A 25177-nucleotide genomic window follows, 5' to 3' on the forward strand; every position below is an offset into this window, starting at 1 on the left:
TGTTACACAGATTTGCGAACCTTCTCAGGCCTATATACAGTGATCACGGAATCCGGACACATTTGCGCGCATTTCCCGCAGCTGATACAGTTTTCCTGATCAGTGACGACGGCTGGCCGGTATCCCTTTTCATTCAAGTAATCAGCCAGATAGATCACATTTGTCGGACAAGCATTCACGCACAACTTACACGATTTGCAAGTCTCTTCGTTAAAAACAACTCTCTTCTCCACTGCTTTTGCCTCCTTTACATTTCCCACGGCAATCTCAGATACCTGGAGATCACCTTCACTGGTGCTGCCGCCTCAATATCGACTTCTTCTAATGCTTCAGTTGCTAAATGCTGCGGCACTACCGTGTACAACATCGGAATTCCAAGCTGATCCGATAGAGCCATACTCAGTTTCAAGCCATTCGACACATCCTGATCCGTGGTATCATTTCCAACATTTGAATTATTGATGATGCCGGTGATCTTCAATCTTGAGGCTTTTTCAATTTTCTTCAAGGTATCCATTGCACCTTCCAGAGTACTTACGTAAGGCCGGTTGGCATTCAGGACAAAGAGTACCTCTAGCTTCATCTCTTTCCAATCGTTGTAGAATTGACCCAGTGCTGTCGCCCCATCCTTATCCCCGCCTGCATCGACGATCAGCTTATACGATGGATCATAAATCACCCTGCTTAAATCGCCAGGAACAATCGGCAAGTCCGCAGCAGCAAGCCTTTCAGCAGGTGCAATCAATTCAATCCCTTTTTCTGAAAAAATAGCCCTGGCATCCCTTGCACGATAATAAGGATTGACAATATCAAGATCGGCGACTGCGACTCTCTTCCTCTCCTTTGCTGCTTCTAACGCCAGATTGATCGATATCTCGGTTTTGCCGCTGCCAAAATGGCCGGTAATAATGGTTATATCCGCACCTCGTTTCACGGCTCCACCTCCTTCTTCTATTGAAAGCGTTTTCATTTACTATTATATAAGCCTACTTTTATCTTCTCTTTGACAAAAGTCACGTTTTCGATAAAAAAGGAGTTCATTATGAACTCCTTTTTTATCTTTCTTTATATTGCGAAACTGAGGACTACCTTTTGCGGCATGTCCTGTTCTTCGTATACTTCTTTTCTCAACCTTTCACATGAAGGCATTTCATAGGAAAAATCCTGCACTGCTTCAGGAATCAATCCGTCAGCTTTCAATGTTTCAAATACCCTCTGCATTGCATCGTCCGTATCCAGGCATTCATCTGATCCTTCATATTTAAAACAATCTACACATGTCTCCACGATATTTGCGTCAATTTGCTCCTGAGTAAAAACCAGTTTTGCGCCAGCCATCTTTTCCACTTCGCGATTTTCCAACTCAATAATCGTCGTTACGTTCATTATTGGCACCTCCGTTTGGATTACACTATCATTATAGTAAGTTGTCATCCAATCAGGGGTGTTTTGCTAATTAGTTCATTTTTTATTCACATATTTCATTCAAAAAGTTGTCAAAACTCCATAATAGCGGGACTTTCGATACCCTGCCAAGGATTACTCTATTACAGCAATTTCAACCAGGTCCCAGGAATGAATGATTTATATGTGAAAATAATGCAATTCCGCGAAACCGAATTAATTTCCCGCAAAATCCCCCTGCAATTTCGCGAAACAGCCATATAATTCCGCTAATTTCCACTATCATTCCGCGACTTGGAAACCAGCATCTAAATTTAACAGCCAACTTCCAGAACATTTAATGTCATCCTGCTAATAATCAGAAAAAATCAAATAGATAAACTTCCTGGAATCCAATTGACCTAGGAAAAAATAACTGATACTATCTCTATTATTATTTAAATCCATCATTTTTCCTTGTATATGTTCGAGAATATGGCTCGGACGTTTCTACCATGCTACCGTAAAAGGCGTGACTACAAGGGACTTAGATATTTGCCACTCTTTTTTGGCATTTGTTTTGTCCTTTGTGGTACTCCGGCAGCATGCACTGCCGGAGTTTTTTATTTTCTCAAATAAACAACCAGGAGGACAGCACATATGAAAAACTTTTTCCAGTTTGCAGAACGAAACACCAGTTATAAACAAGAGTCACTTGCCGGGATTACGACATTCTTATCGATGGCGTATATTCTTGTCGTCAATCCGATGATCCTAAGCCAGGCCGGCATGGACAAGGGTGCCGTTTTTACAGCGACCGCGCTTTCTGCCATCATTGGCTCTTTGCTCATAGGACTGCTTGCCAATTTTCCGATCGGAATCGCTCCAAGCATGGGCTTGAATTCTTTTTTCACTTTTAGCGTCAGCATAGGGATGGGTGTTGAATGGGAGGTCGCCCTTACCGGCGTTTTTGTTGCGGGTGTCCTGTTCGTTATCCTCAGCCTTCTTAAAATCCGTGAAAAGATCATCAATGTCATTCCACAGGACCTGAAGCATGCCATCGCAGCGGGAATCGGCTTTTTCGTTGCCTTCATCGGCCTGAAAAATGCTGGAATCATAGTTGGCAGCGAAGCGACATTTGTGTCGATTGGCAACCTTACATCAGGGCCGGTATTGCTTGCTTTGTTCGGTTTCATCATCAGTGTGATCATGATGGTCCGCGGGGTCAGCGGAGGTATTTTTTACGGAATGGTCATTGCCACGATCATCGGGATCTTTACTGGCTTGATTGAAAAACCTGACGCCGTTGTCGGCACTGTTCCAGACATTTCTCCTACTTTCGGCGTTGTCTTCAACCACTTAGGCGATATTTTCTCACCGGATGTGCTTGCCGTCATTTTCACCTTCCTGTTCGTTGCATTCTTCGATACGGCGGGTGCATTGATTGCAGTAGCAAGCCAGGCGGGATTGATGAAGGATAATAAAATCCCGAATGCAGGCCGTGCCCTGCTTGCAGATGCTGGCTCGGCGGTTGCTGGTGCTGTACTCGGCACTTCAACAACCGCATCATTCGTGGAATCTTCAGCAGGAATCGCGGTCGGGGGCCGCACCGGATTCACTTCCGTCATCATTGCTGCATGTTTTGGCGCAGCCTTGTTTTTCTCACCTGTACTATCCGTGATCACTCCGGAAGTCACCGCACCAGCATTGATTATCGTAGGTGCGCTGATGGCAACTGAAATCAGCAAGATTAACTGGAATAACCTGGCTGTCATCATTCCGGCTTTCGTGACCATCATTATGATGCCGCTCACTTTCAGTGTCGCAACAGGGATTGCGCTCGGCTTCATTCTTTATCCATTAATGATGCTTGGCATGGGCAAATCCAGAGATGTCCACCCGATTATGTATGTTCTTGGATTCCTGTTTGTCGGTTATTTTATTTATGTATAGCAAACGAAAAGCCCGCAGCTATTAAAGTTGCAGGCTTTCTTTTTAAAAAAAGGGAATCAGCCCTGCGTAGGCTGGTTCCCTTTTTTAGATCCTATTCATTCACCCATGCCAATCCGATCGTGCCCTGCCCGGTATGTGTTCCGGCAACAGGACTGAAGGTAGTAGTGGTAAAAGATATATTTGGGAAACGCTGCTGCAGTTCTGCCTGCCATTCGTTTGCCAATTGTGGCACATTTCCATGAATGACACTGGCTTCCTTTACATTGCCAGATGCCTCATCAAAAATTTGGAACAAGCGCTCCTTCACCTTTTTTTCTGTCCTGATTTTATCAAAAAGAACAACCTTTCCATCATCAAACCTGACGATCAGCTTCAGTTTAATCAAGCTCCCGATGATCACCTGTGTAGTCGACAGGCGGCCGCCTTTGTGCAGCTGCTCCAGGCTTCCCGGTGCCATATACAGATTGGCCTTGTCAGGCAGCGTCCTTAAATAGGAAACGATTTCATCGTATGACTTGCCTTCATTTTGAAGCTCAATCCCCTTTTCAACCATGCGTCCTAATGGAAAGGACCCAATTTTAGAATCGATGACATCAACCTTGAATTCCACCATGCTGGAAGCGGCTACTGAAGATTGGTAAGTTCCTGTAAGGGCACTTGATGCGTGAATCGCAATCGCATGTTTGTATTGCTCCTTGAGTTTCTGATAAAGTTCCACAAACTCTCCGATCGCGGGCTGCGATGTTTTCGGCAGGACCTTTGATGCGGCAAGCTTTGGATAAAAATCCTCTGCTGTAATATCAACGCCCTCCAAATAGGATTCTTCGCCAAAAATAATGCTTAAAGGTACAACATATATATGGTTTTCTTTTATGAACTCTTCAGATAGTGAAGCTGTACTGTCGGTTACCCATGCAATGTTATTTAATGTCGTCATGTTTTCTCCTGTTCTCCGTCAAAAATATCGATGAATATGCTTACAATTCCCATGATATATGAAGTTCACTTATAAAACTATTAGTAATTTTTAAGAATACGATTTATTTGTTAGAAACTATAAAAAAGTTAATAACATTGACACATGTTTTTACAGATGACCCAACGGGAACAATGGTACAAACTCGACTGGGAGGAACATGTTCCATGGACCCTTATATCTACGCATTATATTCCCTCATCTACTTAATTTTATTCCTTTGGGGTTTAAAAGCTTCAATCAAATTCGGAATTCTCAGGTGGATGAATGTACTTTTGCTCGTTACGTTCGGACTGGTGTATGACAACCTGATTCTTGCGTTTGGAAGCTTGATCGGCGAAGGCTCTTTTTTAAAGACCATGAATCTTTTGCGTTTTTGGTTTCATGCCCTTTTCACCCCATTACTGATTATTTTTTCCTGGGCTGCAGCCAGCGAGGCCATCGCCATCGCATGGTTAAAAGGGCGAGGCGGGTTGCTCTTTGCGGGATTCCTCACACTGTCAATGGTCATCTCTGAGCTTGTTCAAAATACGGTAGGCCTCGAACTGGAGCCAGATCGCTCATATGGAGTGTTAAGCTATGATTCATCAGGCTCCCATGGTCCGCCAATCATGATCATTGGCGTTACTGCCGCCTTGCTTATTGCCGGCATCATCTTATGGAAAAAAAGGAAGTGGAAATGGATGGCTATCGGTGTCATCCTAATGGGAATTGGAAGTGCTGTCCCCTTTCCATTGGAAAGCGATGCGGCGACCAACGGTTTTGAACTTATCCTGCTCATTTCACTATGGGCAACAAAGGCATTTCTTGAAAACAATCAGGCCGTGAAGAAGGCATGATTGTTTTAGAATAATTTCTTAATTTCCTCCGCTGTCAACTGTTTGCCCGCCGAGACTACATTTTCATCAATGACCACAGCGGGGGTACAATCTACTGCATACTTTTCGATTTCTTTCCCATCTTCAACCTTTTCAACAATAGCCGCCACCCCAGCTTCATCGATCGCTAAATTAATATTTTCCTCAAGGACCTTGGATTTTTTGCAACCAGTTCCCAACACTTTAATGATCATGGCCTTTCCCTCCTTCTGATAAAAACACTGCATGGCTTATAGAGTGAATTTACCCCATTTTTAAAAACGAAAGACTCCTGCCCGCAGATTTTTGAGTTATGGCCGAGAAATGAAAAGGGTTTTTGACAGCTTGTATGGCATTTGTTTTAAAGTTGTCAAAATAACGGCCGGTTCTTGACAGCTTTTCCTGCTATCGTCCCCAACCTGTCAAAATAACGGCGCTTTCTTGACAGCTTTTACCTCTATCACCCTCAACCTGTCAAAATAACGTCGCTTTCTTGACTGCTTTTCCTGCTATCACCCTGAACCTGTCAAAATAACCACTCTTTCTTGACAGCTTTTCCTGCTATCACCCTCAACCTGTCAAAATAACGACGCTTTCTTGACTGCTTTTACCGCCATCACCCTGAACCTGTCAAAATAACCACACTTTCTTGACTGCTTTTCCTGCTATCACCCTGAACCTGTCAAAATAACGGCGCTTTCTTGACAGCTTTTACCTCTATCACCCTCAACCTGTCAAAATAACGTCGCTTTCTTGACTGCTTTTCCTGCTATCACCCTGAACCTGTCAAAATAACCACGCTTTCTTGACTGCTTTTCCTGCTATCACCCTGAACCTGTCAAAATAACGACGTTTTCTTGACAGCTTTTACCGCCATCACCCTCAACCTGTCAAAATAACGACGCTTTCTTGACTGCTTTTACCGCTCTCACTCCGAACCTGTCAAAATAACCACACTTTCTTGACTGCTTTTCCTGCTATCACCCTGAACCTGTCAAAATAACGACGTTTTCTTGACAGCTTTTACTGTCATCTCCCTATACCTGTCAAAATAACGTTAGTTCCTTGACAATTCTCCCCATGCCTCCTCCTAACCTGCCTAAAAAAAGGGCAGTACATCTCTGATTATCACGGTTCCCTGCAAACCGTCCCTTCGGATGCAATTGCTTTTTAGAAATCTCAAAATGTGAGAAGATAGGAAAGTATTAAAATGAAGAGGAGGCGCATGGGATGCCAAAAAATCTCCAGGATACAACTACATTACATAACGGTGTCAAGATGCCTTGGTTTGGTCTTGGCGTGTTCAAGGTGAAGGAAGGCTCAGAAGTTGTTGAGTCTGTAAAAGCTGCCCTTAAGAATGGCTATAAAAGCATCGATACTGCTGCGGTTTACAAGAATGAGGAAGGCGTAGGACAGGCAATTAAAGAAGCGGGAGTTGCTCGTGAAGAGTTGTTTATCACCACAAAGGTGTGGAATTCGGATCAGGGTTATGAATCCACTCTTCAAGCTTTCGAGACAAGCTTGGAGAAGCTGGGCCTTGATTATCTTGATCTTTACCTGATTCACTGGCCGGTTGCGGGAAAATATAAGGAAACTTGGAAAGCTCTTGAAAAGCTTTATAAGGACGGCCGTGTCCGCGCGATTGGTGTCAGTAACTTCCACGTCCATCATCTAAAAGATTTGATGGCGGATGCAGAAATTAAGCCAATGGTTAACCAGGTTGAATATCATCCACATCTTGCCCAGACGGAGCTTCTGGAATTCTGTAAAGCCGAAGGTATTCAGATGGAAGCTTGGTCTCCATTGAAACAGGGTGAACTCTTATCGGAACCGACGATTGTCGAAATTGCTGAAAAGCATGGAAAATCACCGGCACAAATCATCCTTCGCTGGGATTTGCAAAATGGCGTGGTGACCATTCCAAAATCCATCAAGGAGCATCGCATTATCGAAAATGCAGATATCTTTGACTTTGAACTATACACCGAAGATATGGACCGTCTGAACAGCTTGAACAAAGACGAGCGTGTAGGACCGGATCCTGATAATTTCGATTTTTAATTAAACTCTAAGTAAGTAATTAGACGCAGAATTTTTTCTGTGTCTTTTTTTATAAAATAAATTATTACTTAATTATTATACCTAAACTTAATACCTAGTGCTAAAAATCACTTCTTTTTATACTTCACCATGCTAAACTGCAAGTGAATATAGTCAGAAAGGGGTATAAGCATGAATTTGCCAGAACTTAAAATCGGCCATATGGTTACAAGTGTTCCAATCATGCAAGGAGGAATGGGGGTAGGAATTTCACTGAGCGGATTAGCTTCAGCGGTAGCTAACGCAGGCGGGATTGGCATCATTTCCGGAACAGGGATTTCGACCGAGGAATTACGGTCACATATCAGGAAGGCGCGCGAGCTAACAGATAGGAAGGGATACATTGGCGTAAATGTATTATTTGCAATGAATGATTTCGCTGAAAAAATGAAGGCTGCATTAGATGAAAAAGTGGATTTCATCATATCTGGAGCAGGGATATCAAGGGATATGTATTCCTGGGGCAAACAAGCTGGCATCCCTGTCATTTCGATTGTCTCTTCGGCGAAGTTAGCTAAAATCTCGGAACGTCTGGGTGCATCTGCCGTGGTTGTGGAGGGATTTGAGGCCGGCGGGCATCTGGGGACAGACAGGCCATTATTTGAAATACTCCCCGAGATTGTTGAGGCTGTGTCCATCCCGGTAATTGCTGCCGGAGGAATATTGACTGGTGCTGATATCGCCAGGGCATTATCACTTGGAGCTTCTGGGGTCCAAATGGGCACAAGGTTCGTGGCCAGCGAGGAATGTGACGCTCCGCAAAGCTTTAAGGAAAAGTACATCTCGGCTGCAGAAAAAGACCTGCAGCTGGTAAAAACAACTGTAGGCTTGCAAGGGCGGGCAATCGCAAATCATTTTACAAGGCTTATTACTACTTCAGATAAACTCCGGATCAAAAAATGCCGTGATTGCCTGAAAAATTGCTCCTACCAATTTTGCACACTTGACTCGCTGCTTACCTCAGTTGCAGGGGATGTAGAAAATGGCCTCGTATTTGCAGGTGCCAGGGTTGGTGAAATAAAAGAAATCCTTCCCGTCCGGAAAATTATAGACAATTTAAAGATGGAATATATAGCAGCTAAAAGCTTCGCTCAATAAAGGCTCTTTCTTCATCAGGTCCTGCTTTCCATAAAAACGGAGTCTGTTTTTCCTTGTACGGAAATAGGCTTTCATAAAAACAGACAACCATGATTGTGGCTGTCTGTTTTTCTTTATAGTGTTATTAAAAATTCCTGGTTTGTCCGCTGATCTTCTGAGAAAACCCGTTCGTTAAAATAGATTTTTTCATCATTCATTAAAATGACAGTCGAGCTTCTCGTTCCGTATCCTTCACTTTTTATGAACATTGGTGACAGCAAACGTTCCCATTCTAGTGAAACTCCAGTTGAAGGCAATATATGGTCAGGTGCAGGGTCTGCATTTTCCAAAAGGCTAAATAAGCTGTCTCCCAGGTCAGAAGTGTCTTCCGATACGATTTTCTTCAATCCTGCTTTACCTTTTTCCACTTTAGGCCAGTCGGTATTAAGCAGATGGTTGCTTACTCCATGGATACCTGGCTGAATTTCAACAGGGTGGTGGTTTCCACGATTCGAATAGTAATAAAGTTCATCAAGATCACCTGCCAATAGATTATAACCAGGATATTCGAGACGCCTTTGTGCCATTTTCTGAAGATAATTTTCGGGATTGTCCATTCCCCTCAGATAATCAGCCACAAGTTCCCCGCGGGTTCTTTTTCCAGCAGTCTGTTCACTTGGGTCCCGGTAATTAGTCAAGGCGGCAAATTTTCCTGAAGTGGTCACTCCCATCCAGGTACCCATTTTTTCAAGGTCGCGTCCGGCAAGCAACTCCGGTGCATCCTCCCAAAAAGCCGCTGGAGCAGTGGCACGGTTGTATGATTCATCCCTGTTTGCAGCGACAATCAGCTTATATTTTGGATGCGCTTTATAGGCAAATAAAATTAAACACATTCATCATCACAGCTTTCCGTTCGGTTTTCTTCTATTATAACTCAAAGCAAAAAAAGAGAAGGACCAGGTCCCTCTCTTTTCAGTCATTTATTATAACAACATACCTGCCATTGCTGCACTCAATAATGACGCAAGCATACCAGCAATGATTGATCGTACACCCATTTTCGCGATGTCAGCACGGCGATTTGGGGCAAGGCTTCCAAGTCCGCCAAGCAGGATTCCCATGGAAGATACGTTTGCGAATCCACATAGCGCGAAACTGATGATTGCTACTGTTTTAGCAGATAATTGATCGATTTGCGGCGCAAATGATGAATAAGCTACAAATTCATTCAAGATCAATTTTTGTCCAATGAATCCGCCAGCTTTAACTGCTTCATCCCAAGGAACACCAATAGCGAAAGCAAGCGGAGCAAATACAAAGCCAAGAATCGTTTCAAGTGTTAGATTATCGGCACCGAAGAATCCTCCTAAGAATCCAATAATACCGTTGATTAATGCAATCAATGCGATGAACGCAAGCAACATTGCACCAATATTCAAAGCTAATTGAAGACCTGTACTTGCACCTCTGGCCGCAGCATCGATGACGTTCGCTGATTCTGTGTCTTTTTCCATCCTTAGCTCATCAGATGTTTCAGATTTCTCTGTTTCTGGAATCATGATTTTAGCCAATACCAACCCTGCCGGAGCAGCCATGAAACTTGCTGCAAGCAAGTATTCCAAAGGAACACCCAATAAAGAATAACCAATTAAAACAGAGCCCGCAACGGAAGCTAGTCCACCTACCATTACTGCAAAAAGTTCAGATTGAGTCATTTTAGCAATGTATGGCTTAATGACAAGTGGTGCCTCAGTCTGTCCAACAAAAATGTTTGCTGCTGCTGAAAGTGATTCAGCTTTGCTCGTTCCCAGTAATTTAGAAAGTCCTCCGCCCAGGAACTTGATGATTAATTGCATGATTCCCAGATAGTAAAGAACAGAAATCAAAGAAGAGAAGAAAATGACGACAGTTAATACTTGAAAAGCGAATACAAACCCAATATTTTCGGCCTGGAACAAGCCGCCAAACAAGAATTGCACGCCAGCGTCTGTATAATTGACGATTTCATTGACAGCAAGCGAGAGTTTTTTCAATAGCAGCTTCCCTGTTTCCCACTTCAGTACAGCGAAAGCGAAGATGAATTGAATTGCCATTCCACCAATGATTGTGCGCAAATTGATGGATTTCTTGTTATTTGAGAAAATGAATGCAATTCCCAGAACAACAGCTATTCCCATCAAGCCCCATAAGATATTCATTTTGACCCACCTCTTGTTGTGTTATTTGTTACCGTTTACAAATAGTTTGAAAAAAATTTCTTTAAAACGTTTACATTTGTTTAACTTAAACTTTCTATAGCAAATATATCAGACCTAAAGAACTTTTGTAAATATGTTTTTGAACAAATGTAAAATGAAAATAATACCTTTTCATTTTTTCGACAAAAATACCCTCAAGGCCGAAAACCTATCGGGTATCTGATTGTACCTTATGGCTTTTCTCATTAAGTACAACTATTAAACCTTTATTTATCCAACAGGAACTTTGCTGTGAACTGGTCTGTTACAAGCACATTTGTATAATTCCCTTTTAAAGCACCATAAATACCTTCAATTTTATGGGCTCCTCCTGCCACTAAAATAGAATACTTTTTCTTTTTTAACTCTTCCAGCTCGATCCCCAATGTTCTCGCATTGAGATTTTCGTTACATACCTGGCCGTCCTTATCGAAGAATCGGGAACAAATATCCCCTACGGCTTTAGAATAGATGACTTGCAGGTCCTCTTCTGTAAAATAGCCTAACTGGAACAATAGAGATTCGGATTTAATCGGCCCGATTGTATAGACGGCGATGTTGGACTGCTTCCCCATTTCGAGGATTTTTTTGATATGCCTGTCCGCCTCCATTGCCTGCTTCACTACGACATGGTCGACGATTGCCGGGAGCGGCAGGTGGTGTGGTGCACTGTTGAAGGCCTTGCCGAACAAATACAGGATTTCATTCGCATATGTATTCGTTTCAGAATGGCTGACACCGCCTTTCAACTGGACTACCTTGACATTCTTACACGGCTTCTGTTTCAGTTCCAGAGCCACGTGGTAAAGCGTCGTTCCCCACGTTACACCAATGATATCATCATGCTCAACCACTTCATTCAAAAAAGAAGCCGCCTTCTCCCCAAGATATGTTTTGATGACAGTGTCATCATATTGGGGAATATGGGTAACAATCGCCTTTTTGAGCCCAAACTTTTGTTCAAGCTGCAATGACAGATTCTCGACATCCTCAGTCGGATCCATGATCTTGATGTCGACAATCCCCTCCTGCTTCGCTATCTGAAGGAACCTCGAAACTGTCGGTCGCGACACTCCCAATTCTTTTGCGATATCATTCTGGTTATAATCCAGTAGATAATATAGCTTTGCAGCCTCGATTATCTTCAATAATTTTTCTTTTTCCATTCTGATCACCTTTGGAAATGACATAAATTCAATACCTTCATTTTAACAAAAAATCCAAATGAAAACATTTACAATTTTAAAAAGAACAAAATGTTCATAAATCTCCTTATCTTTACATATGATTAATCTTTTTGAACGTATTAATCAACAACTAATAATATTAAACCACAAAAAGGCATCCTCCTCATAATGGAAGAATGCCTTTTTTCAAATTGATTGCTGCTTTTCAATTATGCCAAGAGCCTTGATCATTTACTGCTTTCGCTTAGGGATTTTCCCGATTCCTAGCTCTCTTGCCTCTTTGTTTAATGCTTTTATTAGACTTAAGGCCATCATCGCCATGATGATGGAGAATGGCAGCGCAGCGACGATCATTGTATTTTGCAGTGCCTGTAATCCGCCAGAGTATAGCAGTACTAGGGATATTGCCGCTAGCATGATTCCCCAAATGAATTTGATTCGGTTGCCTGGTGTCAGGGACCCATTAGTTGTCATCATGCCTAAAACAAATGTCCCTGAATCCGCTGAAGTGATGAAGAAAGTACCAATCAGAATCATTGCAAGAATAGATAACAATGAACTCATTGGGTAATTCGCGAATACGCCAAATAATGCTTCTTCGGTCGCCAGCTCAGAGATTTTTGCAATCCCCTCCTGCTCCAATTTAATCGCAGAACCCCCAAATGCGGAAAACCATAGGAAGCCAATCAGGGAAGGTACAAGAAGAACTCCAAAAACAAACTCCCTTATCGTACGGCCTTTAGAAACTCGAGCTATAAAAATCCCTACAAATGGCGCCCATGCAATCCACCAAGCCCAATAGAAAATGGTCCATCCGTTTATCCATGAACGCACATCTTCATTCAGCGGTGAAATACGGAAGCTCATTGAAGGAAGGTTCTGAAGATAGGTACCAATAGTATTGGTGAATAGATTCAGGATAAATTGAGTTGGTCCAAGAATCAGCATGGCTAACAGCAATAGACCTGCCAAAAGCATATTAACATTGCTCAGGATCTTAATCCCTTTCCCTAATCCTGACCATGCTGAAATCATGAATAAAATGGTGACAATCAGGACAATTAGTAATTGGGTCAAGAAACTAGCAGGAATTCCAAACAGGTAAGAAAGCCCCCCGTTAATTTGTACAGCTCCAAATCCTAAAGTTGTTGCCACACCAATAACTGTCGCGACGACAGAAATTACATCGACTACTTTTCCTGCGGTCCCTTCAGTGCGTTCACCTAGAATTGGTCCAAGTGTGGCACTGATCAGTCCAGGCTTACCATGGCGGAAATTGAAATAAGCAAGAACTAAGGCGACAATTCCGTAAATGGCCCAGGCATGGATGCCCCAATGGAAAAATGTGAATCTCATTGAATCACGGATAGCCTGATTCGATCCCGGTTCCGATCCCGTCGGTGTTGATACCATAAAATGGCTTATTGGCTCAGCAGTTCCCCAGAAAACCAGTCCGATCCCCATCCCGGCACTGAACAGCATCGCATACCAGCTCAGCGTCGAAAATTCCGGACGGTCGTCCTGCCTGCCAAGCCTGATTTTCCCCAGTGGGCTAATGAGGAAATAAAGACACACAATAACAATTAAAGATACAAGGATTAAATAATACCATCCTAAAGAATCAGTTATGAAAGCCTGAATATTGGCTGTTACTGATTCAAGCTTATCTGGTACAAATACACCGAACAGGACCATCAGAAGCAAAATCCCGGCCGATATGAAAAATACTGATGAATCCTTTTTCATCATAAAACTCCTTTCAATAAAAATGACACTTTAATACCCTAACATAACTTTAGGTTTTTTTAAAAAGATTGACTCATAACAAAGTTAGTATGGCCTGATACAGCCATAAAAATGTGGGTTTAAAGACTTTTAAAAGTTGCAATCTAAAAATTCCTTTTTGTATCCGCCTGTTGAAAACAGAAATTTATGGTTCTGGAAGCACAATTTTATTTATTTTCCACAAATTATCCATTTACAATCTATTAGTCTATTGAATCCATGTCGAAAGTTGTATAAGATTGATATAGAGATGTTGTAAGGAGACGATTTGTTGAATAAAAAAATCTTTTTCAGGACATTGTCAATAGGAGTCATTTTCCTTGTTACCTTCCTCGGTGGCGAGAAGATCCGATCGATTGAAAACCCTACAGCAGAGGCTAAAACAGAAGAAGCACCCAAAATTACCAGGACTAAAGCCCATCTCGTGAACAAGAATATCGAAAATAAAACACTTCTTAAAAATTTTACGAATAAAGAAGAAAAAATCCTCATTGACGGGGTCCCACACGTGAGCCAGCTCCCCGAATTGCAGCGAGGGTGTGAAGTAACCAGTTTGTCCATGCTGCTGCAATATGAAGGAATTGCAGTGGATAAGATGACTTTAGCCCAGAAAATACATAAAATTCCCTTCCGTGACGCGAATTATGTCAGAGGCAACCCGTATGATGGATTTGTTGGCGATATTTATACATTCAGCAAATCTGGTTACGGTGTTTATCATGGACCAGTCGCCAACCTTGCAGAAACCTTCCTTCCAGGAAAGGTCAAGGATGTGACTGGACAGCCGTTTAAGGCAGTAACTGAGCTGCTTGACAGCGGTTCGCCGGTCTGGGTCATCATTAATTCGACGTTTGCCCCATTGCCAGAATCCGAGTTCACAACCTGGAAAACCAATACCGGTGATGTCAAGATTACATACAGAGAACACAGTGTATTAATCGTCGGCTATGACGAAAATTACTTATACATCAACGACCCTCTTGATGTTACAGGCTACAAGACTGTTTCACGCAAAGCATTTGAACAAGCATGGATTCAAATGGGCAGCCAGGCAATAGGCATCGAAAAGTAACAGTTTAAGAGGATAATAGGAAAAATCGGCAGGGATTCTACCCTGCCGATTTTTGTTTAAGCGTACATTTTATTTTCTTCTTGTTTGAAAAAGCTCTTCATGGCATGGAATACATCGGCTTTTTGCTTGAGGATATAGTATCTGAAATGTTCATCTTTAATGTTTTTATACGCGGACATTAGGGTCGAGTGGCGGTTGTACTGATTGACTTCTCCATAGCCAAACATATTGGAGACCTTCATCAGTTCTTCAACTAATTTTACACAGCGGGCATTGTCGGAGGTCAGGTTATCACCATCGGAAAAGTGGAATGGATAAATATTGAACTTGCTTGGATTGTACTTCAATTCTATAAGTTCTAAAGCTTTTCGATAGGCGGACGAACAAATTGTACCGCCGCTTTCTCCTTTTGAGAAAAAATCTTCCTCGGTTACGACCTTTGCTTCGGTATGATGTGCAATGAATTCAATTTCGACTGTTTCATATTTAGAGCGAAGGAAACGGGTCATCCAGAAGAAAAAGCTTCTCGCCATATATTTTTCCCAAAGTCCCATACTTCCGCTCGTATCCATCATCGCAAGCACTACAGCCTTCGAGTCTGGCTTCACAACCTCATTCCAGGTCTTAAACTTCAGATCCTCCTTGTAGATTGGATGGAAAGCTGGTTTTCCGGTCATCGCATTTCGTTTATAAGCTGACATCATTGTGCGCTTCTTATCAATATTCCCCATGAGCCCTGTCTTCCTGATGTCATTGAATTCGATGTTTTCGACAAGATGTTCCTGTTCTTCCTTCTTCTTGAGGTTCGGAAGCTCCAACTCCTTGAATAGGGCCTCCTCAATCTCCATCATCGATACTTCTGCTTCGTAATAATCTTCCCCGGCCTGGTCTCCTGCACCCTGGCCTTTGCCTGGTCCCTGCTGTTGGCCTGAGCCATCCCGGGCGACAACATCCCCAATCTTTGAATCTCCGTTGCCCTGGCCTACATGTTTGTTCTTATCATAGTTATAACGGATTTTGTACTCATCCAGTGACCTTATCGGAATCTTTACGACATCCCTGCCGTTGGACATGATAATGTTCTCTTCTGTGATCAAATCAGGCAGATTGCTCTTGATTGCTTCCTGCACCTTTTCCTGATGGCGCTGTTGGTCATCATGTCCTTTGCGGTGGAGGGACCAATCTTCCTGGGAAATCACAAACTGGTGACTGCTTTCATCGGTCATTTTCAACCCCTCCTTTGAAATTTTCATTTTGAGTAACATAATACAAACTACTTTCATACAATATCCCGATGGCCGTAAACCACAGGGGAGATGTAATTACTCTATCTTATGCAAGAAGACAAAATAATTTACAAATAATTTTGACAATTACCGCTTTCTCCTAGTGCAGGACAAGCCCATTTTACATATTGAATTTATTTTTAGGGGCTGAGGTTAGGCACTATATATCGCAATAACACGCTCACCTTTTTTTGGCAAAAAAATAACCTTTGCATTATCCGCAAAGGTTATTTCTTTTCATTCGCTTTATCAAATTGAATTGGATCTGGTACTTTATCATATTCCTCTTTTAAAACTTCGCCACTGCGGCGATGTTCCATTTGCTTGCCCAGATTTTCCATTTCATCTTCATTGCGGGCCATGGAACTGTTTTTAGGGACATAGTTTTTTGCTAAGTCTTTTTGTACTTCTTCTTTTGCCATCTTTATCACCTCTTGCCTGTACTATTCCCTCTATGGATGCTAAATAAACTCTTAACCCAAGTTGAAAAGGACCTGCAATCTGCAGGCCCCCGCTGTCTACCTATTTAATAAGCTTCCAACATACCGCAGCAATTCGTTGGCGGAAGTGGAGTTGTAGCCATGCTCATCAATTAGCCTTGCGACAACATTATTGATTTTCTTCAGCTGGGTCTCATCAGGAGTTTTCGTGGAAGTCGTGATTTTCACAACATCCTTCAGATCAGCAAACAGCTTTTTCTGGATCGCTTCACGCAGGCGATCATGGGAATTATAATCAAACCGCTTGCCTTTACGCGCATAAGCAGAAATTCTGATTAAAATCTCTTCACGGAACGCTTTCTTCGCATTTTCGGAAATGCCAATCTGTTCCTCGATCGAACGCATCAGCTTCTCATCCGGATTGATTTCCTCTCCAGTGAGCGGATCGCGAAGCTTCGCCTTATTGCAATAGGCCTCAACATTATCAAGGTAATTATCCATAAGGGTTTTAGCTGATTCTTCATATGAGTACACGAATGCTTTTTGAACTTCCTTCTTGGCGATATCATCATACTCTTTCCGGGCAAGGGAAATATAATTCAGATAACGTTCCCTTGTTTCTGCAGTGATCGAAGGGTGCTGGTCAAGTCCCTCTTTCAATGACCGTAATACATCCAGTGCATTGATCGTTTTGACTTCTTTCCTGATAATTGTGGAGGAAATCCGATTGATAACATAGCGAGGATCAATTCCGCTCATCCCCTCATCCTGGTGCTCTTTTTTCAATTCCTCAACATCTGCCCGGTTATAACCCTCTACACTTTCACCGTCGTACAGCCTCATTTTCTTTATCAGGTCAATATCACCTTTTTTCGGATCCTTCAGGCGTGTAAGGATCGTGAACATTGCAGCAACCCTTAGGGTATGCGGCGCGATATGGACATCGTTCACATCGCTTTCCCTGATCATCTTGTCATAAATTTTCTCTTCTTCGGACACTTTTAAGTTGTACGGTATCGGCATAACGATTATACGTGAATGTAGCGCTTCGTTCTTTTTATTCGAAATGAATGAACGGTATTCCGTTTCATTGGTATGGGCAACAATCAATTCATCCGCACTGATCAATGCGAATCTTCCCGCTTTAAAATTGCCTTCCTGCGTCAGGCTCAGCAAATGCCAGAGGAATTTCTCGTCACACTTCAGCATTTCCTGGAACTCCATCATGCCCCGGTTCGCTTTATTCAGTTCACCATCAAAGCGATATGCCCGCGGATCGGATTCAGAACCATACTCGGCAATCGTGGAGAAATCAATGCTTCCGGTTAAATCCGCGATATCCTGTGATTTAGGATCAGAAGGGCTGAATGTGCCAATCCCTGTTCTTTTGTCTTCTGAGAAGAAGACTCTCTCAACGATGACATCTTCAATCCTGCCGCCATACTCCTGGTCAAGCCTCATCATATTAAGCGGCGACAGATTGCCTTCAATCCTGATGCCATATTCATCATAAAAATCCTTGCGGAGATGATGCGGGATCATATGCAGCGGATCTTCATGCATAGGGCATCCCTTAATTGCGTAGATCGCCCCTCTATCAGTATGCGAGTATGCCTCCAACCCTCTTTTCAGCATGGTGACCAGGGTGGATTTTCCGCCGCTTACCGGGCCCATCAACAGCAGGATCCGCTTCCTCACATCCAGCCTTTTAGCCGCCGGATGAAAATACTCTTCAACAAGCCTTTCCAGTGCCTCTTCAAGACCAAACAATTGGGAACTAAAGAAGGAATACCTTTTTTTTCCTTTTTCATTTTCAATTCCTGCGTCTTTGATCATATTATATACACGCGAATGTGCCGATTGAGCAACCCAAGGCTGTTCCTTTACAATTTCAAGATATTCCCTGAACGTCCCTTCCCACTTAAGCTTCTCTTCATCCTGGCGATACATTTCAATCTTTTTTAAAATATCCATATGGACCTCCCCATGTAGCGTTATCAAGAGACGATTAATAAATTCTATGCAGCAAACAATTTGAACATGCGTAATCGTTGGTCCATCCTGATTGTCCTTTTTAATTCCTGATGCAAAAACTAAGAGCCTCTCCTTCACAGTTCGAAGATAATAGGATATAATAAATTCTATATGGACAAAATCCAGTAAAAGGGAGGCTTACATACATGAAACTAATTCTAATTCTGGGCGTCACAGTTGCATTCTTATCTGCAATCTTCACTTCAGGTTACGATGATAAGCCGGGGATCACCAAAAAATAAAAAGCTGCCGATTGGCAGCTTTTTTACTTTTTAATCATTATTTTTTATTCAAATTCTGTTTTTCCACGAATTCCTTCATATACATCCGCGATTTACGGCCTAGCATCTTGGCCATTTGGCCAGTCCAGGTGTCCGCACGTTTCCCACCCGTTCTTTCACGGTAGTATTGCGAGGTCGTTTCATTATAATCCTGCAGCTGTTTCTCAAACAAGCTCTGGTCCTGCTGATACTCATTTTCCATATAGACATGTTCCATTGCAAGACGAGGCTTTAAATCCGTCTCCTTATCAGGATAACCTACTGCCATGCCAAACAGAGGAATAACATGTTCAGGCGTCTTTAAAACTTCTTTTACTGCTTCCAGGTCATTGCGGATTCCGCCGATATAGCAAATACCAAGACCCATTGACTCAGCAGCAATTGCAGCATTCTGCGCAGCCAGGGCCGCATCGATCAATGCAACCATGAATTTCTCCGTACTCTCAATTGAATCATTCAAATCAACATTCTCCATCTCAGCCAAGACCTTATGGCGATGAAGGTCCGCACAAAACACAAAGAAATGGCCATTAGCTGCAACATATGCCTGATTCCCGGCAATTTCAGACAGCCTGTCCTTCTTCTCCTGGTCCGTCACGCCAATAATCGAATAAGCCTGGACGAAGCTGGAGGTAGAAGCTGCCTGTGCGCTTTTTACAATCGCTTCTATCTGTTCCCGGTCCAGCGTCTGATCCCTAAAGCTCCTTACTGAGCGATGGTTTAAAATGGTTTCGATTACCTGGTTCATTCTTCTCTCATCTCCTTTAATATAATGGCAATGCCAAAAAGGAGACCTGAAAAGGCCTCCTAATATTTGCGCAAATCGCGATAATCCTGCTGCCTCAATGCCTCATAAATCAGGATAGCGGCTGTATTGGACAGATTTAATGAACGAATATTTTCATTCATAGGCAGCCTCAGGCATCTGTCCATATTGTTTTCAATCACTTCTTTAGGAAGTCCGGTTGTTTCCCGGCCAAAAATAAAGAAGTACTCCTGATCGGTTGCACTATAATCAAAAGCAGAATGCGCCTTCTTGCCAAACTTGGTCACATAAAAAAATTCTCCGCCCTCGTTTTGCTGATAAAAATCATCCAGCGAATCATAGTAATGGATCTTTACGTGTTCCCAATAATCCAACCCGGCACGCTTCAGCATCTTATCATCCGTTGAAAATCCCAACGGCCTGATCAAGTGAAGCTCGGTATCGGTACCAGCGCATGTGCGCGCGATATTGCCAGTGTTGGCTGGAATGAGCGGCTGGTATAATACAACATGCAATGCCATGACTTTCACCTCTAATCAAAACTACAGCTATTATACCATTACACTCCTTCACAGCAAAAGAAACGGCCCCTGACAAGCTTCTATTCACTCATCACGGTCATCAGTAATCATAAGGAACTTATACTTTATATTCGGGGTATAGGCCGTCGAATCCTCATATGCCCAGTACCTCATTCGGGAGTTATACGTATGGGCGTTGACAAGCGGCATTCCGTCCGCGTCATGCCCGGTTACAATGGTCGTATGATCGAATCGTCCATCTCCCTGGAAATCGTAGCAGATCACATCGCCGAGCTTCAGCTTTTCAGCACTGCTCACCTCTCTGCCCCTTAGCCCAAACTTTGAACCAGGAATATGCCAGCGCAACGCATTAGCAACCGACCAGCTGAAGCTCCAGTTATTATTCTGCATCCACCAGCCATTGCTTCGGTTTGGATAGCCTCTCATCGGTGCCCCGCCAACATGCAGACACTGCGATATATAATTGGTACAATCCACTTCGAACTTCTTATATGCGGGATTATAGTCATTCCACCAGCGTTCAGCATACTGGACAGCCTTTAACCTATCATATCTGAAGCCCTTCCTCTCCTGTCCGTCCACCTCATGCGAAAAGACAGGCAAAGCCTCTTCAATTTTCTCCGTGGGTTCATTTTCATTCAACTTCTCGTCGTTCACCAGGATCCCTTTGTAGAATTCGGCCCGCCTCTTTTCCACTTCTTCCTCCATGTAAAATAAACCTCTTTGCTTGATCAAATACTGAAAGTGAACATCATATAAAACAGATGCATTCTCATTATCTTCAAATCTTTGCTTGATCCTGCCATCTGCCTTTGCTTTTACAATCTCAGCAGACCTGTTTGCAAAGCTCTGCTTTTTTAACTCAATGCCCGCACACTCATGCAATTGATTGCGAGGCATGGATACACATTGAAGGACTCGCTGTTCCAGCAGCTCCTGCAGTTGTTTACGCATACTCATCTCTCCCTTCACCTATCATGTTTATGAAGGAGCAAGGGATTTAAGGCATAAAAAAAGAATGGATTATTAAAAATCCATTCTGTCCTAAATTGGGATATCAGACTGTTCCTTTTCATTAAAAAAATCCAAGCCTTTACTGATTTCCTGCAATACTTCTTCATCCTTCTCAAAAGAAGAAGCATGCTGCAATGCGTCCAACGCGTCGTGTCCGCCAATTTTGCCAAGCGCCCATGCTGCCGTTCCTCTGAGAACAGGTCTTGGATCCTCCTTCAGGACCATTATCAACTCCGGTATCGCTGTATCATCCTTAAAATGAGCCAGGGCAATAATCGCATTACGCTGGATAGGCTTCTTTCCGCGCCATGAACCTGAAACATGTCCGAATTTTTCTTTAAACTCCCGGTTGCTGATGGTCAATAAAGGTTTCAGCAACGGCTTTGCAATTTCAGGGTCTGGCTCCATTTCTTCATGGAAATGAAAATCCTTCCCTTTGTTTTCTGGGCAAACTGTCTGGCAAGTATCACAGCCATATAATCGGTTGCCCAGCTTATCCCGAAACTCATCCGCTAAAAACCCCTTAGTTTGAGTCACAAAAGCAATACATTTTTGCGCATCCAGCTGACCGCCCTGTACCAGCGCACCTGTAGGACAGACATCCACACACTTGTTACAGCTGCCACAACGATCCTCCATGGGATGGTCAGGCTCAAACGGTATATTCGTAATCATTTCGCCTAGATAGACGTATGATCCAAACTCGGGTGTGATAATCGAACAGTTTTTGCCGCTCCAGCCGATGCCCGCTCGTTCCGCAACTGCCCTGTCCACCAGTTCACCCGTATCGACCATCGATTTGAAGCGGGCTTCAGGAACTTTCAAAGCAATAAATTCCTCGAGTTTTTTCAGCCTGTCCCTCAGGACCGCGTGGTAATCAGTCCCCCATGACGCCCGACAGAAGATTCCCCGCCTTTCCCCCTTCTTGCTGATCACTTTCGTTTTCATTTTTGAAGGATAGGCGAGAGCAATCGAAATGATTGATTTAGGACGATCAAAAATCAGGGCAGGCTCCGTTCTCTTTTCAATATCCTTTTCTTCAAATCCTGATTGATAGTGAAGTTGCTGCTGCATGTATAACCGGACCTTCATCTCTTCAAAGGTCGATGGTGCTGCAAAACCAATTTTATCGATGCCGATCGTTTTGCTGTAAGCTATGATCTCCTTCTTCAAACTTGCCATATCCATTGCGGATACCCCCTTCCTATTTTGATATCTATATATGAATCCCATAAATTTAAAAGCAAATCTCTTTTATGATAAACTATTTTAAAGCAGATTTGGAGGTGGAATCAATGGAAATTCAAGTTTCCAGGATGATATGCAATCTCAATCCCGGATTCACAATCGGAATGATCGAGTATAAGAACATACAAGTAGGCGAGTCTCCTCAAATGTTGAAAGGCAGACTGCAGCTCTTCCAGGAATCAATATACTTTGACCTTTTGGAAAAAAACGTTACGGAGCTTGAAGGAATCAAAGAGTGGCGAGGAATCTTCAAAGCAACGGGGAAGGATCCTAACCGATATAGACATTCGGCCGAAGCCCTTTACCGAAGGATCTCTAAGCAGAATTACCTTCAAACCATACATAGTGCGATAGATCTGAATAATTTCTTCTCGCTTGAATATCAAATTCCAATTGGTATTTACGACAGTGACAAACTGCAGGGGAATATCACAATTAAAGTTGGCGAAGAAAATGAAGAGTACGGAGGTCTGAATGGCAGAACTAATAATCTTGCTAACTTGATCATATCTGCAGACGATAAAGGACCGTTCGGAAGCCCTTTTGTCGATTCTGAAAGGACCGCAGTGACAGAAGAAACAAGAAATGCGTTGCAGATTGTCTATTTAAGGCCTTCTTCTCCGTCAACAGAAATGGAGAAGATGACCGAATCACTCATGAATATGTTCACCCAGATTCATGGAGGAACTGGTACATTTAAACTCGTGGGATGCTGATGCATCCTTTTTTCTATTTGGCCAACGCAAGCACTTAGCTTCAACCCCTCCAACTGATTCCACATCTATCAAAGAAAATAAAAAACGCGGTATCTCGTTTTCTAGAAACAAGATACCGCGTTAGTCACGTATGTATGGAGCGGGTGAAGGGAATCGAACCCTCATCATCAGCTTGGAAGGCTGAGGTTTTACCACTAAACTACACCCGCATACATATCTTATGAAAATAAAGAAAACAGGAAAACCTGTTTAAAATAAAGATGGTACCGGTGGTCGGGGTCGAACCGACACTCCAGAAGGAACACGATTTTGAGTCGTGCGCGTCTGCCAATTCCGCCACACCGGCATATGAAGATTTCAAATACTGCAATACCACTAAATAATTAGTGGAGGCGGCAACCGGATTTGAACCGGTGAATAAAGGTTTTGCAGACCTTTGCCTTACCACTTGGCTATGCCGCCATATTATATTGGAGCGGAAGACGGGATTCGAACCCGCGACCCCAACCTTGGCAAGGTTGTATTCTACCACTGAACTACTTCCGCAAATGGCTGGGCTAGCTGGATTCGAACCAACGCATGACGGAGTCAAAGTCCGTTGCCTTACCGCTTGGCTATAGCCCAATATATTATATTCAATACTGATTGAATATGTGATTTGAAATGGGGCGACTGATGGGAATCGAACCCACGAATGTCGGAACCACAATCCGATGCGTTAACCACTTCGCCACAATCGCCATTATAAAATTGGCAGGGGTAGTAGGAATCGAACCCACACCAAAGGTTTTGGAGACCTTCGTTCTACCTTTAAACTATACCCCTATGATAAATGGTGGAGGGGGACGGATTCGAACCGCCGAACCCTGAGGGAGCGGATTTACAGTCCGCCGCGTTTAGCCACTTCGCTACCCCTCCATTATAACATCATTTCCGATGTTAAAAAACCCATTTACTCAATTTCCTGATTAACCAGGAAATTTTAAATGGTGGCTCAGGACGGAATCGAACCGCCGACACAAGGATTTTCAGTCCTTTGCTCTACCGACTGAGCTACTGAGCCATATACTGGCGGTCCCGACCGGGATCGAACCGGCGATCTCCTGCGTGACAGGCAGGCATGTTAACCGCTACACCACGGGACCAAAGTATTTTCAAGTGATTAACTTGAAAAGCACTTCATGATTGCGGGGGCAGGATTTGAACCTGCGACCTTCGGGTTATGAGCCCGACGAGCTACCGGACTGCTCCACCCCGCGACGGTAATAATTCATCAAAAAACTTATGGTGGAGGATGACGGGATCGAACCGCCGACCCTCTGCTTGTAAGGCAGATGCTCTCCCAGCTGAGCTAATCCTCCATTGTTATGTTACTTATTAAAGAAAATGGTGACCCCTACGGGATTCGAACCCGTGTTACCGCCGTGAAAGGGCGGTGTCTTAACCGCTTGACCAAGGGGCCGTTTGTTTAAGTTTCTATGGCGGAGAGCAAGGGATTCGAACCCTTGAGACAGCGTTGACCGTCTACACGATTTCCAATCGTGCTCCTTCGACCTCTCGGACAGCTCTCCAAATTGGCTCCGCAGGTAGGATTCGAACCTACGACCGCTCGGTTAACAGCCGAGTGCTCTACCACTGAGCTACTGCGGAATAGTAATGATTTCTCCGACCTGGATACACGATCCGTATCTTTGAAAGAAGATGTCAAATGCATCTTGCCCGGCGGCGTCCTACTCTCACAGGGGGAAACCCCCAACTACCATCGGCGCTGAGAAGCTTAACTTCCGTGTTCGGTATGGGAACGGGTGTGACCTTCTCGCCATCGTCACCAGACAATTTTTCAAGACAATATCTATTATACTGTCTTTAGTGCATTTTGCAAGAGAAATTTTAAAGATATTTCACTTAGTAAAAATCTTTATTCCCTCAAAACTAGATAATGTGTAAGAAGAAAACAAGAGAAACGAATGATCATTGTCCAGCTCCGGCTCCTAGCCTCTCGAGTCGCTTCGGTCCATCCGCCGAAGTCAAAGAACGACTTCAACTGCTGGCCCTCCAGCGCTTGTCGAGGCTGTACAGTCGCCTACGCTTTTCGTATTTGGTTAAGTCCTCGAACGATTAGTATCAGTCAGCTCCACACGTCACCGCGCTTCCACCTCTGACCTATCAACCTGATCATCTTTCAGGGTTCTTACTAGCTTGCGCTATGGGAAATCTCATCTT

At 43.3% G+C, this 25177-nt stretch carries 22 protein-coding genes, 15 tRNA genes, 2 rRNA genes and 1 riboswitch; of the genes, 6 read left to right on the plus strand and 33 right to left on the minus strand.

What is annotated here, in order from left to right; all coding sequences use genetic code 11:
* Window positions 1-2: 2 nt before the first annotated feature.
* The 3 genes from M3593_RS20575 to M3593_RS20585 form a co-directional block, all read right to left on the minus strand.
* Complete coding sequence (locus M3593_RS20575) at window positions 3-233, minus strand: 4Fe-4S binding protein (RefSeq protein WP_214709587.1); 231 nt, start codon at window positions 231-233, stop codon at window positions 3-5.
* A gap of 14 nt (window positions 234-247) precedes the next feature.
* The gene (locus M3593_RS20580) at window positions 248-934 is read right to left on the minus strand and encodes a nucleotide-binding protein (protein ID WP_251544641.1); all 687 of its coding nucleotides are present in this window, start codon (window positions 932-934) and stop codon (window positions 248-250) included.
* A 131-nt stretch (window positions 935-1065) separates the two neighbouring features.
* Window positions 1066-1386: a hypothetical protein gene (locus tag M3593_RS20585; RefSeq protein WP_144474309.1), complete on the minus strand. Its 321-nt coding sequence runs from the start codon at window positions 1384-1386 to the stop codon at window positions 1066-1068.
* Window positions 1387-1840: 454 nt separating this feature from the next.
* Window positions 1841-1942: riboswitch (purine riboswitch) on the plus strand.
* Between the two features lie 101 nt (window positions 1943-2043).
* Between M3593_RS20585 and M3593_RS20590 the strand changes: the two genes are divergently transcribed.
* On the plus strand, window positions 2044-3336 hold the full coding sequence (locus M3593_RS20590; protein ID WP_144474307.1) for an NCS2 family permease: 1293 nt from the start codon (window positions 2044-2046) through the stop codon (window positions 3334-3336).
* 91 nt (window positions 3337-3427) lie between these two features.
* On the opposite strand, the gene M3593_RS20595 is transcribed toward M3593_RS20590, so the two are convergent.
* Window positions 3428-4273 carry a DegV family protein gene (locus M3593_RS20595; protein ID WP_144474305.1) on the minus strand — a complete coding sequence of 282 codons (846 nt, stop codon included), beginning with the start codon at window positions 4271-4273 and terminating at the stop codon, window positions 3428-3430.
* A gap of 206 nt (window positions 4274-4479) precedes the next feature.
* Between M3593_RS20595 and M3593_RS20600 the strand changes: the two genes are divergently transcribed.
* Complete coding sequence (locus M3593_RS20600) at window positions 4480-5151, plus strand: hypothetical protein (protein ID WP_186326617.1); 672 nt, start codon at window positions 4480-4482, stop codon at window positions 5149-5151.
* Window positions 5152-5156: 5 nt separating this feature from the next.
* On the opposite strand, the gene M3593_RS20605 is transcribed toward M3593_RS20600, so the two are convergent.
* Window positions 5157-5384 (minus strand): thioredoxin family protein, encoded by a 228-nt coding sequence (locus M3593_RS20605; protein ID WP_251544642.1) that lies wholly within the window; start codon window positions 5382-5384, stop codon window positions 5157-5159.
* Between the two features lie 1015 nt (window positions 5385-6399).
* Between M3593_RS20605 and M3593_RS20610 the strand changes: the two genes are divergently transcribed.
* Together M3593_RS20610 and M3593_RS20615 are read left to right on the plus strand one after the other, a co-directional pair.
* Complete coding sequence (locus M3593_RS20610; RefSeq protein WP_251544643.1) at window positions 6400-7230, plus strand: aldo/keto reductase; 831 nt, start codon at window positions 6400-6402, stop codon at window positions 7228-7230.
* Between the two features lie 171 nt (window positions 7231-7401).
* Window positions 7402-8367 carry an NAD(P)H-dependent flavin oxidoreductase gene (locus M3593_RS20615; RefSeq protein ID WP_144474297.1) on the plus strand — a complete coding sequence of 322 codons (966 nt, stop codon included), beginning with the start codon at window positions 7402-7404 and terminating at the stop codon, window positions 8365-8367.
* Between the two features lie 113 nt (window positions 8368-8480).
* Here M3593_RS20615 and M3593_RS20620 read toward each other — a convergent pair whose 3' ends face one another.
* The 4 genes from M3593_RS20620 to M3593_RS20635 all read right to left on the minus strand — a co-directional run bounded on the left by M3593_RS20620 (window position 8481) and on the right by M3593_RS20635 (window position 13516).
* Window positions 8481-9239 (minus strand): NRDE family protein, encoded by a 759-nt coding sequence (locus tag M3593_RS20620; protein ID WP_144474295.1) that lies wholly within the window; start codon window positions 9237-9239, stop codon window positions 8481-8483.
* A 90-nt stretch (window positions 9240-9329) separates the two neighbouring features.
* Window positions 9330-10544, minus strand: coding sequence for a NupC/NupG family nucleoside CNT transporter (locus tag M3593_RS20625; RefSeq protein WP_144474293.1), 1215 nt, complete (start codon window positions 10542-10544; stop codon window positions 9330-9332).
* Between the two features lie 266 nt (window positions 10545-10810).
* Window positions 10811-11749 (minus strand): DNA-binding transcriptional repressor DeoR, encoded by a 939-nt coding sequence (locus M3593_RS20630; protein ID WP_144474291.1) that lies wholly within the window; start codon window positions 11747-11749, stop codon window positions 10811-10813.
* A gap of 252 nt (window positions 11750-12001) precedes the next feature.
* Window positions 12002-13516 carry a glycine betaine uptake BCCT transporter gene (locus tag M3593_RS20635; RefSeq protein WP_144474964.1) on the minus strand — a complete coding sequence of 505 codons (1515 nt, stop codon included), beginning with the start codon at window positions 13514-13516 and terminating at the stop codon, window positions 12002-12004.
* Between the two features lie 310 nt (window positions 13517-13826).
* On the opposite strand from M3593_RS20635, the gene M3593_RS20640 reads away from it, so the two are divergent.
* Window positions 13827-14627, plus strand: coding sequence for a C39 family peptidase (locus M3593_RS20640; RefSeq protein ID WP_251544645.1), 801 nt, complete (start codon window positions 13827-13829; stop codon window positions 14625-14627).
* A 56-nt stretch (window positions 14628-14683) separates the two neighbouring features.
* Here M3593_RS20640 and yhbH read toward each other — a convergent pair whose 3' ends face one another.
* From yhbH to queG, 7 genes are all read right to left on the minus strand, one after another.
* Window positions 14684-15853, minus strand: a complete 1170-nt coding sequence (yhbH, locus tag M3593_RS20645; RefSeq protein WP_144474289.1) for a sporulation protein YhbH — start codon at window positions 15851-15853, stop codon at window positions 14684-14686.
* Between the two features lie 287 nt (window positions 15854-16140).
* Window positions 16141-16335, minus strand: a complete 195-nt coding sequence (locus tag M3593_RS20650) for a hypothetical protein (protein WP_144474287.1) — start codon at window positions 16333-16335, stop codon at window positions 16141-16143.
* A gap of 96 nt (window positions 16336-16431) precedes the next feature.
* On the minus strand, window positions 16432-18327 hold the full coding sequence (locus tag M3593_RS20655; RefSeq protein ID WP_144474285.1) for a PrkA family serine protein kinase: 1896 nt from the start codon (window positions 18325-18327) through the stop codon (window positions 16432-16434).
* A gap of 339 nt (window positions 18328-18666) precedes the next feature.
* Window positions 18667-19416 carry an oxygen-insensitive NADPH nitroreductase gene (gene nfsA, locus M3593_RS20660; protein ID WP_251544646.1) on the minus strand — a complete coding sequence of 250 codons (750 nt, stop codon included), beginning with the start codon at window positions 19414-19416 and terminating at the stop codon, window positions 18667-18669.
* Between the two features lie 59 nt (window positions 19417-19475).
* Window positions 19476-19955, minus strand: coding sequence for a tRNA (uridine(34)/cytosine(34)/5-carboxymethylaminomethyluridine(34)-2'-O)-methyltransferase TrmL (gene trmL / locus M3593_RS20665; protein ID WP_144474281.1), 480 nt, complete (start codon window positions 19953-19955; stop codon window positions 19476-19478).
* An 84-nt stretch (window positions 19956-20039) separates the two neighbouring features.
* Window positions 20040-20930 (minus strand): amidase domain-containing protein, encoded by an 891-nt coding sequence (locus M3593_RS20670; RefSeq protein WP_144474279.1) that lies wholly within the window; start codon window positions 20928-20930, stop codon window positions 20040-20042.
* 90 nt (window positions 20931-21020) lie between these two features.
* Window positions 21021-22178: a tRNA epoxyqueuosine(34) reductase QueG gene (gene queG, locus M3593_RS20675; RefSeq protein WP_144474277.1), complete on the minus strand. Its 1158-nt coding sequence runs from the start codon at window positions 22176-22178 to the stop codon at window positions 21021-21023.
* 107 nt (window positions 22179-22285) lie between these two features.
* Here queG and M3593_RS20680 point away from each other — a divergent pair, with 107 nt between their 5' ends.
* Window positions 22286-22954 (plus strand): B3/B4 domain-containing protein, encoded by a 669-nt coding sequence (locus M3593_RS20680; RefSeq protein WP_144474275.1) that lies wholly within the window; start codon window positions 22286-22288, stop codon window positions 22952-22954.
* Window positions 22955-23089: 135 nt separating this feature from the next.
* Here the strand turns inward: M3593_RS20680 and M3593_RS20685 are convergent.
* The 17 genes from M3593_RS20685 to M3593_RS20765 form a co-directional block, all read right to left on the minus strand.
* Window positions 23090-23163, minus strand: a tRNA-Gly gene (locus tag M3593_RS20685).
* 52 nt (window positions 23164-23215) lie between these two features.
* Window positions 23216-23300: transfer RNA gene (locus M3593_RS20690), tRNA-Leu, on the minus strand.
* Window positions 23301-23341: 41 nt separating this feature from the next.
* Window positions 23342-23416: transfer RNA gene (locus M3593_RS20695), tRNA-Cys, on the minus strand.
* A 9-nt stretch (window positions 23417-23425) separates the two neighbouring features.
* Window positions 23426-23500, minus strand: a tRNA-Gly gene (locus M3593_RS20700).
* Between the two features lie 3 nt (window positions 23501-23503).
* Window positions 23504-23578: transfer RNA gene (locus M3593_RS20705), tRNA-Gln, on the minus strand.
* Window positions 23579-23618: 40 nt separating this feature from the next.
* Window positions 23619-23694: transfer RNA gene (locus tag M3593_RS20710), tRNA-His, on the minus strand.
* A gap of 11 nt (window positions 23695-23705) precedes the next feature.
* Window positions 23706-23779, minus strand: a tRNA-Trp gene (locus M3593_RS20715).
* An 8-nt stretch (window positions 23780-23787) separates the two neighbouring features.
* Window positions 23788-23872, minus strand: a tRNA-Tyr gene (locus M3593_RS20720).
* A 69-nt stretch (window positions 23873-23941) separates the two neighbouring features.
* Window positions 23942-24017: transfer RNA gene (locus M3593_RS20725), tRNA-Phe, on the minus strand.
* Window positions 24018-24023: 6 nt separating this feature from the next.
* Window positions 24024-24099: transfer RNA gene (locus M3593_RS20730), tRNA-Asp, on the minus strand.
* A 40-nt stretch (window positions 24100-24139) separates the two neighbouring features.
* Window positions 24140-24213, minus strand: a tRNA-Met gene (locus M3593_RS20735).
* A gap of 26 nt (window positions 24214-24239) precedes the next feature.
* Window positions 24240-24315: transfer RNA gene (locus M3593_RS20740), tRNA-Val, on the minus strand.
* A 26-nt stretch (window positions 24316-24341) separates the two neighbouring features.
* Window positions 24342-24416 (minus strand) — tRNA-Glu (locus tag M3593_RS20745).
* Window positions 24417-24433: 17 nt separating this feature from the next.
* Window positions 24434-24525 (minus strand) — tRNA-Ser (locus tag M3593_RS20750).
* Window positions 24526-24529: 4 nt separating this feature from the next.
* A tRNA-Asn gene (locus M3593_RS20755) sits at window positions 24530-24604 on the minus strand.
* 67 nt (window positions 24605-24671) lie between these two features.
* Window positions 24672-24787 (minus strand): 5S ribosomal RNA (gene rrf, locus M3593_RS20760).
* Window positions 24788-25052: 265 nt separating this feature from the next.
* A 23S ribosomal RNA gene (locus M3593_RS20765) occupies window positions 25053-25177 on the minus strand; the annotation flags it as partial.

The sequence above is a fragment of the Mesobacillus sp. MER 48 genome (assembly GCF_023714225.1).
Taxonomy (GTDB): Bacteria; Bacillota; Bacilli; order Bacillales; family Cytobacillaceae; genus Mesobacillus; species Mesobacillus oceanisediminis_A.